Annotated in this window: 10 protein-coding genes; 3 read left to right on the plus strand and 7 right to left on the minus strand. The window is 64.7% G+C overall.

All coding sequences use genetic code 11. The features are described from left to right. Positions 1-212: 212 nt before the first annotated feature. The 3 genes from ACMZ91_RS19680 to ACMZ91_RS19690 all read left to right on the plus strand — a co-directional run bounded on the left by ACMZ91_RS19680 (position 213) and on the right by ACMZ91_RS19690 (position 2,236). A complete protein-coding gene (locus ACMZ91_RS19680) occupies positions 213-1,133 on the plus strand; it encodes a DMT family transporter (protein WP_164080550.1) in 921 nt (306 codons plus the stop codon). Beyond that, positions 1,040-1,468 carry an MGMT family protein gene (locus tag ACMZ91_RS19685; protein ID WP_414578300.1) on the plus strand — a complete coding sequence of 143 codons (429 nt, stop codon included), beginning with the start codon at positions 1,040-1,042 and terminating at the stop codon, positions 1,466-1,468. Before ACMZ91_RS19680 ends, ACMZ91_RS19685 begins: the two co-directional genes overlap by 94 nt. A 93-nt stretch (positions 1,469-1,561) precedes the next feature. After that, complete coding sequence (locus ACMZ91_RS19690; RefSeq protein ID WP_005410509.1) at positions 1,562-2,236, plus strand: rhomboid family intramembrane serine protease; 675 nt, start codon at positions 1,562-1,564, stop codon at positions 2,234-2,236. Positions 2,237-2,427: 191 nt separating this feature from the next. On the opposite strand, the gene ACMZ91_RS19695 is transcribed toward ACMZ91_RS19690, so the two are convergent. The 7 genes from ACMZ91_RS19695 to ACMZ91_RS19725 all read right to left on the minus strand — a co-directional run bounded on the left by ACMZ91_RS19695 (position 2,428) and on the right by ACMZ91_RS19725 (position 17,293). Then, positions 2,428-4,011 carry a phytoene desaturase family protein gene (locus ACMZ91_RS19695; protein WP_414578298.1) on the minus strand — a complete coding sequence of 528 codons (1,584 nt, stop codon included), beginning with the start codon at positions 4,009-4,011 and terminating at the stop codon, positions 2,428-2,430. Positions 4,012-4,088: 77 nt separating this feature from the next. Next, positions 4,089-4,583, minus strand: coding sequence for a VOC family protein (locus ACMZ91_RS19700; RefSeq protein ID WP_032128230.1), 495 nt, complete (start codon positions 4,581-4,583; stop codon positions 4,089-4,091). A gap of 126 nt (positions 4,584-4,709) precedes the next feature. Next, on the minus strand, positions 4,710-6,716 hold the full coding sequence (locus ACMZ91_RS19705; RefSeq protein WP_049460715.1) for a M13 family metallopeptidase: 2,007 nt from the start codon (positions 6,714-6,716) through the stop codon (positions 4,710-4,712). A gap of 241 nt (positions 6,717-6,957) precedes the next feature. Further along, positions 6,958-9,060, minus strand: a complete 2,103-nt coding sequence (locus tag ACMZ91_RS19710) for a M13 family metallopeptidase (protein ID WP_049398732.1) — start codon at positions 9,058-9,060, stop codon at positions 6,958-6,960. Between the two features lie 190 nt (positions 9,061-9,250). Continuing rightward, positions 9,251-12,103, minus strand: a complete 2,853-nt coding sequence (locus ACMZ91_RS19715) for a TonB-dependent receptor plug domain-containing protein (protein ID WP_071228723.1) — start codon at positions 12,101-12,103, stop codon at positions 9,251-9,253. A gap of 186 nt (positions 12,104-12,289) precedes the next feature. Then, a complete protein-coding gene (locus tag ACMZ91_RS19720) occupies positions 12,290-14,317 on the minus strand; it encodes an alpha/beta hydrolase family protein (protein WP_107431283.1) in 2,028 nt (675 codons plus the stop codon). Between the two features lie 168 nt (positions 14,318-14,485). Continuing rightward, positions 14,486-17,293, minus strand: coding sequence for a TonB-dependent receptor domain-containing protein (locus ACMZ91_RS19725; protein ID WP_049460709.1), 2,808 nt, complete (start codon positions 17,291-17,293; stop codon positions 14,486-14,488). Positions 17,294-17,338: the final 45 nt, after the last annotated feature.

Genomic DNA, 17,338 nt, shown 5'->3' on the forward strand with positions numbered 1-17,338 from the left:
CTAGTATCCGCAGATGCATGCTTGACGGTCCCTCCACCCTGGCTCCTACATACCGCGTAGGAGCCGGGAGGAACATACAAGCCATGCTCGACTGCGGTGGAAAGACAGTCGAGCATGGCTCGACTCTACAAGGCGGGCACCGGACGCCCCCGTGCGACAATGGGCGCCCCCACGCTTTCCCGGGCCGCTCCGAGCGGCCCGCCGTCGTCCTGATGTCCAATCCCGCTTCCCGTATCGCCACCGCCTCCCCACGCATTGCGCTGGGGGGGATCGGCCTGGCCGCGATCGGCGCCATCGCTGCTTCCGGCAAGGCGATCATTGTCAAGCTCGGCCTGCGTCACGGCGTGGATGCCACCACGCTGCTTGCCCTGCGCATGCTGATGGCGCTGCCGCTGTTCGTACTGATGGCGCTGTGGGCCGCGCGCCGGGCCGAACCACTGTCCTGGGCCGACCGTGCCCGCGTGCTGTGGCTGGGTTTCACCGGCTACTACCTGTCCAGCCTGCTCGACTTCCAGGGCCTGCAGTACATCAGCGTGACGCTGGAACGGCTGATCCTGTACTTGAACCCGACCCTGGTGCTGCTGATCAACGTGCTGCTGGCGCGCCAGCGGCCGGGCCGATGGCAGATCGGCGCGCTGGTGCTGAGTTATCTGGGCGTGCTGCTGGCGTTCGGCCATGACCTGCAGCGCGAGGGTGGGCAGATCATCGTTGGCAGCCTGCTGGTGCTGGGCAGTGCGCTCAGCTATGCGCTGTACCTGTTCGGCAGCGGGCAGGTGGTCGCGCGTATCGGAGCGGTGCGGCTGACCGCTTACGCCAGCTGCGTGGCCAGCGTGCTGGTGCTGCTGCATTTCGCGGTGACCCATCCGCTGCCGTTGTTGTGGCAGGCGCCTGCGGCGGTGCAGTGGTTGTCGCTGGTCAATGCCACCGTGTGCACGGTGCTGCCAGTGCTGGCGATCATGCTGGCGGTGCAGCGCGTGGGTTCGTCGCTGGCCGCGCAGGTCGGTATGCTGGGCCCTGTTTCCACCATCGTGATGAGCCTATGGCTGCTCGACGAACCGATGGGGCCGGCGCAGATCGCCGGCACCGTGCTGGTGCTGATCGGCGTTCTGCTGGTAACCCGCCTGCGGCGCTGACGCCTGAGCAGGCGCGCGCGCGCATCCTGGCGGTGATCCGCGCGATCCCGGCGGGGCAGGTGATGGGCTATGGGCAGGTGGCGCTGCGCGCGGGCCTGCCCGGGCGTGCGCGCCTGACCGCGCGCATCCTGGGCCAGAACGACGACCCGGACCTGCCCTGGCATCGCGTGCTGCGCTCGGATGGGCGCATTGCCATGGAGGAAGGTTCGGCTGGTTGGCGCGAGCAGTCACAGCGGTTGCGCGCGGAGGGCGTGGTGGTGGAGAACGGCCGGGTGCGGATGACGGCGACTGATCCGGCGGCAGCACTGGATGCCGCTGTGTGGGGTCCGGGCTGAGCACCGCTGGCGACTGAACAGGCCGCGCCTGCCGGTCGCCAACAAGACACGGTGCTGCGGCTATGATGGAGGCCGTTCCATGCCGGTGCTCCCATGTTCCCGCGACTGCCAACCGTCACCAAGGCCCTGCTGATCGCCAACGCGATCCTGTTCCTGCTGCAGCAGCCGTTCCTGCTCGGCATGCAGACCTTCGAGCCGTTCATGCTGCAACCCCTTCAGCAGGGCTTCGACGCATTCTCGCCGGGCGGCAACTTCCAGCCCTGGCAGCTGCTGACCTACGGCTTCCTGCATGGCAGCTTCGGCCATCTGTTCTTCAACATGCTGGCGGTCTTCATGTTCGGCGCGCCGCTGGAGCAGACCTGGGGCGAGAAGCGCTTCCTGCTGTATTACCTGGTGTGCGTGGCCGGTGCCGGTGTCTGCCAGCTGCTGGTGGGTACGCTGCTGGAAAACCCGGCCACGGTGCTGGGTGCTTCCGGTGGCGTGTTCGGCCTGCTGCTGGCCTACGGCATGCTGTTCCCCAACCAGCGGGTGATGCTGCTGTTCCCGCCGATCCCGATGAAGGCGCGTACCTTCGTGATCCTGTTCGGTGTGGGCGAGCTGGTGCTGGGCATGACCGGCTGGCAGCCCGGCGTGGCCCACTTCGCGCACCTCGGTGGCATGCTGTTCGGCTGGTTGCTGATCCGCTACTGGCGCGGGCAGCCGCCGTTCAACAAGCGCCGCCCGCCTGGCCCGCCGAAGCGCCCCAACCATCTGCGCAGCGTGAAGTGAGGCGCGATGCGCCTCGCTTCACGCGGGTAGGTGCCAACCTTGGTTGGCACGCTTTGAATGGGATCATTTGACGCTGTAGGTGCCGACCGTTGGTCGGCACGCTTTGCTGCCTCGTGCCAACCAAGGTTGGCACCTACCAACAGCAGATGATGCAGGCGACGGGGTACACGCGCCTCCACGATGGCGAGGCTCTACATATCCTGCAACACCACCTGCGCGGCATTGTGCCCGGGCGCACCGGTCACACCGCCACCGGGATGGGTACCCGACCCACACAGATACAACCCCGGAAGGGCGCCGCGGTAGCCGGCCTGGCCGACCATCGGTCGAGCCGAGAACAGCTGGTTGGCACTGAGCGCGCCATGGAAAATGTCGCCGCCGACCAGGCCGAAGGTGCGTTCCAGATCCAGCGGCGACAGCACCTGCCGACCGAGCACGCTGCCGGCAAAGCCGGGCGCATACCGTTCGACGGTGGCAATCATCAGGTCCGCCACAGTCTCGCGGTGATCATCCCAGTTACGCCCGTCGGGCAGTACTGGCGCCACGTGCTGGCAGAACAGGCTGGCCACATGCTGCCCGCGCGGCGCCAGTGAATCATCCAGCGTGCTCGGAATCAGCATCTCTACGATCGGTTCGCGCGACCAGCCTTCGCGGCGCGCATCCAGCCAGGCGCGGTCCATGTAGTCCAGGCTGGGGGCCATGATGATGCCGGCGCTGAGGTGATCGCCGGGGCCGGGCAGGGCACGGAAGTCCGGCAACCGCGACAGCGCCACGTTCATCCGGAAGGTGCCGGAACCGCAGCGCCAGTTCGTCATGCGTTCGCGTGTGGCAGCGGGTACCTGCGTTGGCTCCAGCAGCTGTTCGTACAGCAGCTTCGGATTGACGTTGGCCACCACCGCGCGAGCACGCAGGGTTTCGCCGTTGACCAGTTCCACCCCCACGGCGCGGCCTTGTTCGATCAGTACCTGTTGCACACCGGCATCCACGCGCAGTTCGGCCCCGGCCTCGCGCGCCGCGCTGGCGATGGCCTGGCTGATCGCGCCCATGCCGCCGATCGCGTGGCCCCACGCACCCTTTACGCCATTGCACTGGCCGAATACGTGGTGCAGCAGCACGTAGGCACTGCCCGCTGTATACGGGCTTGCGTAGTTGCCGACGATGCCATCAAAGCCGAACAGCGCCTTGATCGGCTCGCTCTCGAACCAACGGTCCAGGTACTCCGCCGCCGACAGCGTGAACAGGTCCAGCAGTTCCTGCCGCAGTGGCGCATCCAGCGCCGCCAGTTCGCGGCCGAGTTTCCCCATCTGCCATAGTGTGGGCAGCGCACGCCAACCGCCTGCTACACCCAGGTCGGGCGGCGCGCGCAGGGCCCATGCGCGCAATACGTCGGCGAAGATTTCCAAGCGTGCCTCGTACGCGGGCAAGCGCTGCGCATCCCGCTCGGAGAACTTCGCCACCTCGGCCTGAGTGCGGCCAGGAGCCGACAACAGATAGCGGTCGTCGGGCAATGGCAGGAAGTTGTTGGCCGGGCGCGCGACGATGCGCAGCCCATGCGCATGCAGCTGCAGGTCGTCGATCACCTTCGGCTGCAGCAGCGAGACCGTGTACGAGGCGACTGAATTGCGGAAGCCGGGATGGAATTCCTCGGTGACCGCAGCGCCGCCAAGAACGCCGCGACGTTCCAGCACCAGCACCTTCTTTCCGGCACGCGCCAGATAGGCCGCGCAGACCAGGCCGTTGTGGCCACCACCAACGATGATCGCATCCCAGGTCATCTGCACCTCGCGAAAAAGGGGACGGAGGGGATTAAGTCGCAATTCGCATGGGGTCACCGGCAATGGGGAAAAACGACTTAATCCCCTCCGTCCCCTTTTTTGATCGCTGCTTCGATGGTGGCGATGTCGATCTTCTTCATCGGCATCATCGCGTTGAATGCGCGCTTGGCCAGTGCCTTGTCCTGGCTGGTCACCGCTTCGATGAGCATGCGCGGGCTGATCTGCCAGGAGATGCCCCAGCGGTCCTTGCACCAGCCGCATTGGCTCTCCTGGCCACCGTTGCCGACGATCGCATTCCACAGGCGGTCGGTCTCGGCCTGGTCCTCGGTCTGGATCTGGAAGGAAAACGCTTCGCTGTGCTTGAACGCGGTGCCGCCGTTGAGGCCGACGCAGGGGATGCCGCAGACCGTGAATTCAACGGTCAGTACGTTGCCTTCCTTGCCGTCCGGATAGTCACCGGGGGCGTGATGCACGGCGGTCACCGCGCTGTCGGGCAGGATGCTGGCGTAGAAGGTGGCGGCCTCGAGTGCGCCGTTGTCATACCAGACACAGATCGTGTTCTTGTGTGCCATGTCGGGGCTCCACGTTGGACGAAGCCGCAGCGATAGCATGCGCGGTGTTAATCCGGGATCGTGCTGCACCTGCAAAAAAGGAGGGCGCCCGAAGGCGCCCTCTGCATTACCCGTGTGGCAGCTGGATCAGCGCCAGACCTTGATCTGCTCGGCTTCACTGCGCTGCATCGGCTGGCCGGCCTTGCAGCTGAAGGTGGCGCCGAAGGCCGGCAGGTTGGCCAGCGTGCCGTTGCTGCGCCACAGGCCCGGTGCACGGATGTCGGCGGTCAGGCGACGTACGGCCTCGTTCGGCGCCAGCTGCTGCGCCCACAGCGCAGACCAGGCGCGGAAGAAGCCCTGCTGCTGGGCCTGCTTGGCCTTCGGCTCCTGCGCGACATACGCCGCCCAGGCCAGTTCCAGACCGGCGATGTCGGCCAGGTTCTCCTCCTGGGTGAGCGTGCCGTTGACCTTGGCACCCTTCACGCCCGGGAAGTCGTAGGCGCTGTACTGCGCGGCCACGCGGTTACCGAGCAGGGTCCAGGCGGTCTTGTCGGCCGGGGTCCACCAGCTGCGCAGCTCGCCCTTGGCGTCGACCAGCGCGCCCTTGGCATCGATCGCGCGGGTCAGCTCATGGCCGACCAGGCCACCGAAGCTACCGAACTTGTCGGCAGCGTCGGCCTTGGCGTTGAACACCGGGCCCTGCAGGATCGCGGCGGTGACGATCAGGCGGTTCTGGGCCAGATCGTAGGCCAGCGAAGGCTGCTGCGGCAGCACGTCCCAGCGACGGTCGGCGTTGCCCTTGCCGATGCGCTTCATTTCCTCGCGATGGCGCCAGGTCGAAGCAATCAGCATGTTGCCACCGAACGAACCGCGGCCCATCGGCTGCACGCTGTAGTCGAGGTCGCGCAGCGGGGTGCCGATCTCGATCTTCAGCGCAGCCAGCTTGGCCTGCGCTTCGGCCTTGGCTTCGGTGCTCATCCAGCTGCTGTTCTTGACCGCTTCGATCTGCACTTCGCGCACCTTGTCGACGATCCATGCCGCCTGGCGACGATCTTCGGCGGACAGGTAACGGGCGGCGTATTCGCGACCGACCATCGGGCCAGCGGCTACGTTGATCGCCTCCAGCACGTCTTCCCAGCGCTGCGGCGGCAGGGTTTCGCCACGCAGCACGCGGCCGCGGAATTCGAACTCGGCATCGCGGTAGGCCTTGGACAGGTACGGTGCCATCGAGTCGCCCACGCGCCAGCGCAGGTAGGCCTTCCACTGGTCCGGCTTGAGCTTGGTGACCATGCCGTCGAGCTGCTTGAACAGGCCCGGGTCGGCCAGCGAGACCAGGTCGTCATCCACGCCCTGTGCCTTCAGGAAGGCATCCAGCTGCAGGTTGCGGTAGCGGCTGTTGAGCTCCTTGGTGGAGATCGGCGCGTAGTTGTTGAACGGGTTGTTGATGCCGGCCAGCGACTGCGCATTGCGTGCCAGCTCGGTTTCCAGCGCGATCACCGCCTGCGACTCGGCATCCAGCTTGGCCGCCGGGGTGCCGGTCAGCGCCAGGATCTGCTTGACGTAGTTGCGGTAGCGGCCCATCAGCGCCACGGTGTCGGCGTCGGTACGGGTATAGAACGCCGGATCCGGCAGGCCCATGCCGCCCTGCATGAAGTAGCCGATGTGGCGGTCAAGTGCCTTCAGGTCGACGTCCGGGCCGAAGTTGAAGGCCACCGGGATGCCGACCTGGTGCAGTGCGGCGATCGAGGCCGGCACATCCTTGGCCTTCTTGATGGCGTTGATGCGGGTCAGCAGCGGGGCGATCGGGTTGGAGCCGTCTGCTTCCACGGCCGCTTCGTCCAGGCCACTGGCCCAGAAGTCACCCAGCAGCTTCTGCACGTTGCCCTGCGGCGCCTTCATCGCTGCGTCGAGCAGTTCACGCTGCTGCTGGCGGCTGCGGTCGACCAGCTGGCCCAGCGCGGTGGTGGCGCCGGTCTGCGGCACCGGGTTGGCCTTCAGCCAGCCTGCATTGGTGGCGTCGTAGAAGTCGCTGCACTGGGCACTGACAGCCGGGGCACGCGCGGCCTTTTTCTTGGCGGCGAAGGCATCGTGGGTCGGGACCAGAGTCGCCAGGCTGATGCCCAGGGCGATGGCAAGCGGACGGAAATTGGGCATGTGGAACGAATCCGTGATGGATTGAGGGCGCGCGCACTATAGCAAGCCGCGCATGGGCGCGGCATGCACGCATCACGGCGCATCCGCCGTGCCGTGCGCCGACCAAGGTCGGCATCTGCCAATGGCGTGGGCCTGCACAGGCGCAGCAGATCCACGCCATGCGTGGATGACGGGCGCCGCAAAAAACAAAGGCCCGGGAGTTCCCGGGCCTCTGCAGGTCTACCTTGGCATCAGCCAGGGCTTACCAGATCACCACCTGCTGCTCGCCGGCGCGGGCCATCGGCGAACCGGCCTTGCACTGGAAGGCCGCGGCAAAGGTCGGCAGGTTCGACGGCGCACCCATGGCGCGGAACTGCGCCGGCGCGTGCGGGTCAGTGGCCAGGCGGACCTTGGCGTTTTCCGGGGTGTACTTGGTGCGCCACACGGTGGCCCAGTTGAAGAAGAAGCGCTGGTCGCGGGTGAAGCCATCGACCTTTGCATCTTCCTTGCCGGCGGAGGCCTTCTGCAGGGCGTCGTAGGCGGTAGCCAGGCCGCCCAGGTCGGCGATGTTCTCGCCCAGGGTCAGGTGACCGTTCACGGCCTGGCCGTCGACCTTGTACTGGTCGAACTGCTTGACCAGCTTGCCGGTCAAGCCTTCGAAGTTCTTCTTGTCAGCGGCAGTCCACCAGTCTTCCATGTTGCCGGTCGGCCCGAAGCGTGCACCCTGGTCGTCGTAACCGTGGGTCATTTCGTGGCCGATCACCGCACCGATGCCGCCATAGTTCAGTGCGTCGTCGGCCTTCGGATCGAAGAACGGCGGCTGCAGGATGGCGGCCGGGAACACGATCTCGTTCTGCAGCGGGTTGTAGTAGGCGTTGACCGTCTGCGGGGTCATGCCCCACTCGGTCTTGTCCACCGGCTTGCCAATCTTGGACAGGTTGAACTTGTAGTTGAACTCACTGGCTGCGCGCACATTGCCCAGGTAGCTGTCGCGCTGGGTCTGCAGGCCCGCCCAGTCACGCCACTTGTCCGGGTAACCGATCTTCGGGGTGAAGGTTTCCCACTTGGCGATGGCCTTGGCCTTGGTTTCATCGCTCATCCAGCTCAGGCCCTGGATGCGTTCCTTCAGCGAAGCGGCCAGGTTCTTCACCAGCTCTTCCATCTTCGCCTTGGCTTCCGGCGAGAAGGCAACCTTCACGTACAGCTGGCCGAAGGCTTCACCGGCGTCGTTCTCGATGGTGCCCAGCACGCGCTTCCAGCGCGGCTTCTGTTCCTTCTGGCCATTGAGGGTCTTGCCGTAGAACTCGTAGTTCTCCTGCACGAAGGCATCGGCCAGGTACGGCGAGGCGCTGTCCACGGTGTGGAAGCGCAGGTAGGCGCGCCACACCGACGGATCGGTATCGCCCAGCGCCTTGCTCACTTCCTCATGGAAGGCCGGCATGGCCAGCGAGAACTTCTCCGGCGCGGCTACGCCCTGCGACTTGAAGAACTCGGTCCAGCTGAAGTTCGGGGTCAGCTTGTCCGCGTCGGCCAGGGTGACCGGGTTGTAGTACAGCTCGACGTTGCGCGACAGCTCCACGCGCGACTTGGAGGCCTTGGCCAGGCGGGTCTCGAACTTGACCACGTCCTCGGCCTGCTTGGCAGCGTCGGCAGCGGCGACGCCGGACAGCTCCAGCACCTTGGCGACGTGCGCCTGGTAGGCCTTCAGCTTGTCGGCGTTCTTGGCATCGGTGTAGTAGGTGCTGTCCGGCAGGCCCAGGCCGCCCTGGCTGGCGTAGGCCAGGTTGACGGCCGAGTTCTTGAAGTCGGCTTCGGCGCCGAAGCCGAACAGGACGTTGTCACCCTTGGCCGCGCTGCTGCGCAGGTAGTCGGCGATGGCCGCCTTGTCCTGCAGGCCGTCGATCGCGGTCAGGTCGGCCTTCAGCGGCTCGATGCCCTGGGCATTGATCTTGGCTTCGTCCATGCCGGTGGCCCACAGGTCGCCGACGATCTTCTCGATATGGTTCGGGTTCTTGACCTGCGCGACCTGTTCAGCCAGCTGGTGCTGCACGGCCACCGAACGCTCGTCGAGGATGGTGAACGCGCCCCAGCTGGTGCGGTCGCCCGGAATTTCATTGGCGGCCAGCCACTTGCTGTTGACGTAGTCGCCGAAGGCGCCACAGGCGTCCTTGCTGGCATCCAGATCGCTGGGCTGGAAGGCGTTGTAGGCCGGCAGCTTGCTCTCGTCCAGCGTGTAGTTGGTGGCTTCGGCCGCAGCCGGCGTGGAGGCGGTGGCATCCTTGGCCGGGGTTTCGTTCTTGCCGCAGCCGACCAGCGCGGCCGAAACGGCCAGGGTCAGCAGCACGATCTTGGGAGTACGGGTCACTTTGATGGCCTCCAGGCCGAGTGAGTCAGGGAAGGGCCGCGGGGACGGCCGTGGGCCGAACAATACGCCGCCGGCCTGCCCTGCAAGGGTGTCGAAGGTCATGGCCGGGCGCAAGGGGGCCGCTTCGTGGGCCGGAAAAGACAGACCCGGCAAAAGCCGGGTCTGTCGGGGTACTGCGGTCACGCGTGGATCAGAACTTGTACTTCAGACGCACGAACGGGGTGCGGCCGTAGTAGTCGTACTGGGTGGCGAAGGCCGGTACGTTGCCGTAGCGGGAATCGGCGACACCGATGGAAACCAACGGCGGGGTCTTGTTGAAGATGTTGCTGACGCCCACCAGGATTTCCCAATCGGCCTGCGCGTAGCTGACCGAAGCGGTGTGGTAGATGCGCGAGTCGGCCACGATGTCACGATAGGAGTTCGGACGACCCTGGTAGGTGAACACCGGGCTCAGATCGATGTCTTCGGTCTTGTGGATGTAGGTGGTCAGCCAGTTGTACGACCAGTCACCACGGGTCAGGCTCAGCGCCAGGTTGCCCACCACCTTCGGACGGCCGATGTCACCCAGCAGCTCCGAGGATTCCAGGCCGCTTGCAGCTGCGCTGGAGAACACTTCCTGGGTGTCTTCGATCGTGTAGGTGACCTGGGTCTCGGCCGAGAACTTGCCGAACGAGAAATCGTGGTCGAAGTTTGCGGTCAGGTCGTAGCCACGGGTGCGCTGCTTGTTGATGTTGATGAACTTGTTCTGGATCTGGGTCACCGCATACGGCTGGGTAGCACTGGCCGGATTGCGGGTCAGCAGATCGCAGTAGCTGTTCGGGTACACCGTGCCGCCGTAGCAGCCACGCATGACGTTGGTGCTGCCCAGCTGCGCGATTTCATTGCTCACTTCGTAGTCGAAGTAATCGATGGCCACGCTCAGGTTGGCGAAGGTCGGGGTGAACACGATACCGGCGGTCTTCGCACGCGAAGTTTCCGGAATCAGCGAATTACCACCGCCCTGGCGGTACACCGTGCCGCTGCTGCCGCCGCCGGCATAGTCGGCCGGGATACCTGCGGCCGCACAGTTGGCCTGGTAATTGGTATTGGAGCTTTCACCCCAGCGTACGCACGGATCGTTCGCCTGCTGGAAGAAACCAGTCTCGTTGCCAAGGTACAGCTCATACAGGCCCGGCGCGCGGTAGGAGGTGCCGATCGAACCGCGCAGACGCAGCGACGGAATGACCTGCCAGTTCAAGCCGACCTTCCAGACATTGTCCGAATCGGCAACGTTGTCGTACTTGAACACGCGACCCGAGGCGTTCAGGCTCAGCGATTCCACCGCCGGCAGGCCCTTCAGCAGTGGCACGTCGAACTCGACGAAGGCTTCCTTGACCTTGTCGTTGCCCTTGGTCACATCAGCCGAGGACGAGCCCCAGATGTCGCCAGTGCGGGACAGTTCGCTCGGCTGGTCGTTGAGCGAGTAATAGCGGTATTCCAGGCCGCCCGCAAAACCGACCGCACCGGCCGGCATCTCGAACAGGTCGCCGCTGACGACGGCGTTGATGGTAGCCTGCTTGTAAGTGGTCTTGCCCCAGTCCCACGCACCGAGCTTGTCGACCAGCTCGTCGACCTTGCGGCCGCTCAGGTAGTCCGGGTCGAAGTAGTTCACCGCCGGCGGCGCGTCGGTGTAGTCCAGGTCGCCGCTCTTGGAGGCCTGGATGGCCAGATTGCCGTACTTGCCACTGGAGTGGCTGAAGTTCGCGTTGACTTCCCACGCCCAGGTGTCGGTGCCCTTGAACAGGCCGTCAAGCTTGGTGGCGGCGTAGAAGTAATCGACGGTGACATCCTGCTGGGACTTGAACAGCATCACCGGGTTGGCGACGATCTCGGTACCCGGGATGTAGGCATACGGGAAGAACTGGCGCCAGGAGAACGTCTCGGTTTCGCGACGGTTGAACAGGAACTGGGTCTTCCAGTTGACCGAATCGAAGCCGAAGTCGGTGGCCACGTAGGCGGTCTTCCGCTCCTGCTTGTTGATGATGTGGCCCTGGCCCCAGCGCGCGAAGTTCACCGGCTCATCGAAGAAGGCCTGGCCGCGCGCGTAGCTCTGGGTCTTGCGCGGGCGGTAGCCCGGCAGCGGGCCGACAGTGGTGCCATCACCCGACGGCACATAGCGGGTGCTGCCGATGTCGACCACGTTGTGCAGCATGTTGACGCAGTTGGCCAGCGGCGTACCGGCATTGAGCGAACGATCTTCGCGGTCGATGCGGTTGCCGTCGGCGTCCTTGACCAGGTCGTTGCTGCAGTTGAGGAAGTCGCGGTCGCCGCGGGTCAGCTCGTTGTGCTGATACCACTCGACGGCAGCGATGATGCTGCCCTTCTCGAAGTTCCAGCCATTGGCCAGCGACGCCGAGAACACTTCACCGCCGCCTTCGGTCGGGACGCGGCCGGTAACGGTCAGCTCCGGGCGCTCGATGTTCTTCTTGGTGATCAGGTTGACCACACCGGCCACGGCGTCGGAACCATAGATCGAGGACGAACCGTCCTTCACGATCTCGGCACGCTGCAGGATGGCGGTGGGAATGACGTTCAGGTCGAAGGCGCCGACGGCGCCACGGGTACCGGCCGGGCCGGGGCGCTGGCCATCGAGCAGCACCAGGGTGCGGTTGGCGCCCAGGCCGCGAAGCGACACGGTCTGTACGCCGGTGCCGCCGTCCACGACGAAGCCGCCGAACTGGTGGGTGATCTGGGTTTCGGCCGAACCGATGGCCGACTTCTGCAGGAACTCGGCCACGTTGACCTGGCCCTGCTTCGCATTGGTTTCGGCGTTGATGGTGAACACCGGCGACGTGGTCTCGTAGTCCGCACGGCGGATCAGGGAGCCGGTGACCGTAACCTTGTCAAGATCGGTTGCGCGGGTGGAAGCGCTTGAGCTGCTTGACGCCTTTGCTTCCTGCTGGGTGGATTCCTGGGCCAGAGCCGGTGCGACCTGCAGGCAGGCCAGCACAGCAAGAGTCAACGGGACGCGGCTTGGCTTTGATTGGCGGTTGGCGTTGCGCATTTCGTTTTGATCCCCACTTGTTATGCTTCGGTTAATGGAGTGTATGAGTCGCGTAAAGTAAATGCAACATGAATATTAAAATCTCTTAACTTGCTGTTGTTATGGGGAAATTCAGTATTTGGGGCATGAAAAAGCCCCTGCCTGGCCGGCAGGGGCTTGGTGAAAGCGAGGGTGCCCGGGGAGGGATCAGAGGCCGCCGGGGCCGCAATCCTTGCTCAGGTAGTCGGCCATGAGCGTCAATGTCGTCCGGAAGTGCGCGGGGTACCACGGCATGCTGTGCGGCATGTCGGGGATCAGCTCGAACCGGGCTGGGACCTTGCCCTGTACGCCGTTGTAGAAGTTCCTCGCATGGAAGGACGGCGTGCGTACGTCACGGTCGCCGACGAAGGTCAGCAGAGGAATCGTGGCCTTCGCAGTGTTCTGCATCGGGTCCATGCCCTTCACCGTGCGCCCCTGCAGGATGCGTTGCAGGCGGTTCTGGCTCCAGGAGGTGCCCAGCCGGCCAAGATCGGTGACCGGGGCGCCAGCGATGGCGCACTGGTAAGGGGAGGGGCTGCGCACTGTCGCGGCGGCAGCCGCGAAGCCGCCGTAGGAATAGCCGAAGATCGCGATACGGTCCTTGGCGGCGATGCCCTGTGAGACCAGCCAGGCGGCGCCGTCATCCTTGTCGTCCTGCATCTTCTGGCCCCACTCGGCGTCACCTGCCAGCCAGAGCTTGCGGCCAAGGCCGGCGCTGCCGCGGTACTGAGGGCGCAACACGGCGTAGCCGCGCGAAGTGAAGAACGGCACCCAGCCGGATGCATCCCAGCCGGTGTAGTCGCGTGCCCACGGCCCGCCGTGCGGATGAACGAGTGCCGGCAGCGGGCCGTCGCCCTGCTTCCAGCCCGGCGGGAGATCCAGAATCGCTGGAATCTGCAGCCCATCGCGTGCGGTGTAGGTCACCCAGCGTTGTTCACCGATCTGCTTGCTGTCCACCCAGGGGCGCTCGCTGCCCAGCGGCACGACATTCTTGCGATCAGCCAGGATGAAGTAGCTCTTCGGGTTGCGGTTGCTTTCCGTGGTGAACAGGACGCGCGAAAGGTCGTCGTTGTAGCCGGTGATGTAGATGCTCAGGCCGGGATAGGCTTTCTGCAGGCCCTCCTGCAGGGCCTTCATCTGCGGATCCACGTACACGGCCTGTCGCTGCGGACCGTCGATATAGAAGCCGAGGACCTGGTTGAAGTTGCTCTTGCGCGTGCCCAGGATCAGTGAACTGATCGAGAAGGAGGGATGGGCGGCCAGAGGCTCCTTGTCGAACTCCTTTTTGGCAGGATCGTACAGTCGCGCCTGCACCAGATCCGAGAACTGGTCGGTCAGCACGTACAGCTTGCCGCTGTCATCGTCTATGCCGACGACTTCCACCGTATAGCGTTCGCTCAGTCGGGTGGTCAGGGGGGCGTGCACTTCGAACTGGCCGGCGCTGTTCTTGATCAGAATGCGTTGTTCGAAATCGTCGGAGCCGGCGGATTCGACCTGGGTCTGGGTAAGGACTTCACCTGTGCGGGGATGGAACAGGCCGGGTGACGTGCGGGAGCTGCCTTTGAACAGCAGTTCGGTCTGGCCCGTGCGCAGGTTGAAGCGATAGTAGTTGGCCTGCAGCGTGGCCTCATTGAGCTGGCTGATGATGACCCTGTCTGCATCCAGCGGCAGCCCATGGACGAGCGAGGCGGTACCTGCAAGTTCGAGGCAGCGAAGGGTCTCGGGGCTGACCCCGAGCGTGCGGGTGTTGTTGGCGAACGCCTCGTCGAACTTGGTCTGGGTGGCGTCGGTGAGGTAGGCCTTGGTCAGGAAGGTCTTGGTGGCTCCCGTACTGTTGCCTTCACCGCAGCCGCCGAGTTTGCCTGTCCATTCCTGGCGTCCGATGACGAGGTTGCGTCCCGCCTTCAGTGCGCTTGCCGCGATGAACTTCATCCGGTCACCGGATGGCGTGATGGCGACCGGACCGGCGCCGAGGTTATCCAGGTTCCAGTTGGCCAGGGCGGTATCGCTGTTGTCGCTGCCGGGCGCGGCGACGATCGCGACCAGCTGCTTGCCGTCGGCGCTCATGGTGACCGACTGGATGGTGGGGATCTTGGCGAAATCCTCGGCTGGCAGAGGGCTTGCGAGGGCAGGGGCAATGCACAGCGCCGCCAGTGCGGCGGCGCCAAGGCGGGCGGGGGACAAGCGCAGTTCCATGGTCGGCAGGGTCCTTGTGGCGGGCACATCAATATGACCTGAAGATGAACGAAGACGTGAATCCAGTCAACTTGGCGTGAATGCCCGGGCGCGCGTCACGCCCTGGAGGGACGGCCAGCAAAAAAAGACCCCGCCGGGGCGGGGTCTTTGGTGCGGCAAGGGCCTGGATCAGTGATCGCCGAACTCGTACTTGGCCTGCACATAGATGGCACGCCCGTAGGCGTTGTACAGGTAATTGTTGTACGGCTGGCCGCTGGTGCCGGCGAAGCTGAAGCGCTGGTTGTCCGGCATCTTGTTGAACACGTTGTTGACCATCAGCGACAGGGTCAGGTTGTCCAATGCACGGTAGTTCACGCTCAGGTTGTAAGTGGTGTAGGAGCCCCACTTGCCTGCCTTGTAGCCGGAGCTGTGGACGTAGTCGTAGCCATTGCCCACGTACGCCATGTAGTTCGGCGTCTTGCCAATGTAGTTGGCATACAGGGTGGTGGTCCATTTGTCCTTGGCCCAGCCGACCGAACCATCGGCGCGCACCTTGGCGTACGAGTCGTACACCCACATCGCGTACGGGTCACGCAGCAGGTCCAGGAACTCATCGCCCGGCTGCGGCTGCAGTTCGCGCTTGAGCATGTCGGTGTAGTTGCCCGAGAACTGAAGCGAACCGAAGCGGCCCATGTCGTGCACGTACTTGAAGCTGGCGGTCAGCGCTTCCAGGTTCTGGCGGGCGACGTTCATCTTCGGGGTGTAGATCTCGTCCAGCACGCCGGACGCATCGCGGGTGATCCAGTCGTTGACGTTCTGGCAGCTGGCCGAGGTGTTGTTGGCCTGGCCGCCACGGCAGTAGTACTCAGCCAGCAGCAGCTGGTCGGAGCTGAGCGTATCGACCTCGTTCTTGATCTTCCAGTTGTAGTAGTCCACCGACAGCGACAGGTTGTTGATCGGTGCCCACACAACACCTGCATTCCAGACGTCGGCGGTGATCGGTTCCAGGTCCGGGTTGCCGGCGCGGGTGCCGAACACCGAGACGCTGTCATACGGGCAGCCGGTGGTGTTGGCCGGGTCGTAGCCCAACTGGCCGCAGCGGTAGTAGTCGGTGGAGCCGTTGGCGTAGTAGCCGCTACGGCCCTGGAATGCGTCGGACAGGGTCGGAGCGCGGAACGCCGTACCGTACTTGCCGCGGAACAGCAGGCTTTCGATCGGACGGAACTCGACGCCGATGCTGTAGGTGGACTTGTCGACGGTGTTGCTGCCGATCTTGAAGGCGTCGTAGCGACCGGAACCGGTCACCGTCAGCATGTCATGCAGGGGCAGGCGCAGTTCGCCGGTCACCGCATAGTTGCTGCGGTGGCCAGCACCGGAGACCGCCGTGGTGCCCCAGACGCTGCCATCCATCAGGCCCGGATCGGGGCTGTAGTCCCAGCCTTCGCTTCCACCTTCAACGACCACGGCCAGGCCGGCGTCGCCACCGGGCAGCTTGAACAGTGATCCATTGGTGACCTGTGCACGGGCCAGGTTCTGCCAGGTGCGGCTCTGGCTGTAGCTGTAGCCGGTGAAGGTCTGGAAGTCACCGGCCGGCAGCGGCGCGTAGAACGCTTCCCAGTTCGGGCTGTAGATGTCGTAGCCGGTGCTGGTGGTTCCCAGCACCGGGCCGAGCACGCGTTGTTCGAAGTAATCGTTGATCGGGTCATTCCAGCGCACGAAGTTGCGCTCGGTCAGCTTGTACTCGCCGCGGGTGAAGCTGAGGCTGTAGTCCCAGTTGCCGGCCGTGCCGCGGCCGCCCAGCGTCACCTGATAGGCCTTGTTGCGGTCGGTGTTCATGATGTCGCGGTAGCCGGCGCCGCCGATGTCTTCCGGGGCGAACACGCGCTGCAGGTTCATGTACTGGCCGCTGGCCTGGTCGTAGAAGCGGCCCCAACCGGAAGAGGTGCCCCACCAGGTGTAGCCGGAACCCGTCGCGTACTTGACCTCTTCCAGGCTGTACAGCGCATCGCCGAACAGCTGGAAATTGTCATTCACGTCGAAGGTGGCAGAGCTGTAGATCTGCGCGCTTTCCTTGCCGTTCTTGATGGTCTTGTAGCCGGTGCCATAGGTCGAGCCGCATGCCTGGCCGGTGGGGCGGGTGCCGAGCACGGTGGTGCCATCGAACTGCCCGGCGACGTTGGCGCACAGGTTCGGGTCCATCATCGCGTAACGGTTGTTGTTGGCCGGCAGCAGCACCAGGAAATCGTTGGAAACGTACTGCGGGCTGTAGCCGTCGGGGTTGTTGACCTTGGTCAGATCGCGTTGGTAGCCCCAGATCGGGCTGGTCTTTTCGTACTGCACGTTGACCAGCGCGTGGAAGCGGTCATCGACACCATTGAAGCCGCGGGCGCCGCTGAAGCGGAAGCTGTTGCCGCCGCCTTCGCTGTAGGCGCCGCCACGGACGTTGAGGACGCCACCATCCATGCGTTCCTTGAGGATGATGTTGACCACGCCAGCGATCGCATCGGAGCCATACAGTGAGGACTGGCCGCCCGGCAGGATCTCGATGCGCTCGACGATGTCGATCGGAATGCCGCTGATGTTGTTGAACGTATCGCCGCCGTTGTACAGCGCCGGATATGAAAGCATCGGGCGGCCGTTGATGAGGTACTTGGTGTAACCCGGGCTGAGGCCGAACATGCCGGCGGCTTCGGCGCCCTGGGTGAACGAGGCCGAGGTCTGGCCACCCTGCAGGCCGCCAGTGGACAGCGAGGACTGCTGCAGGACATCGGCAACGCTGGTGAAGCCGCGGGTCTGGATGTCCTCGGCGGTCACGGTCAGGACCGGTGTGTGGTTCTCGATCTCGGTCTGCGGAATCAGCGAACCGGTGACCGTCACGCGGTCAAGCTGGGTCGGTGCGTTGCCGCTTTGCGCCAGGGCCGTGCCGGAGGCGAGCAGTGTGCCGAGCAGGGCGAGCGTCAGTGGGTGGCGCGAGAGTGTGGAACGATGGCGAGACATGGAAAATCCCCGTAGTGAGCGATGTCTTGGCTACCGGCTTCCGTG

Source organism: Stenotrophomonas sp. FR024, from assembly GCF_047500745.2.
Lineage (GTDB): Bacteria > Pseudomonadota > Gammaproteobacteria > Xanthomonadales > Xanthomonadaceae > Stenotrophomonas > Stenotrophomonas maltophilia_A.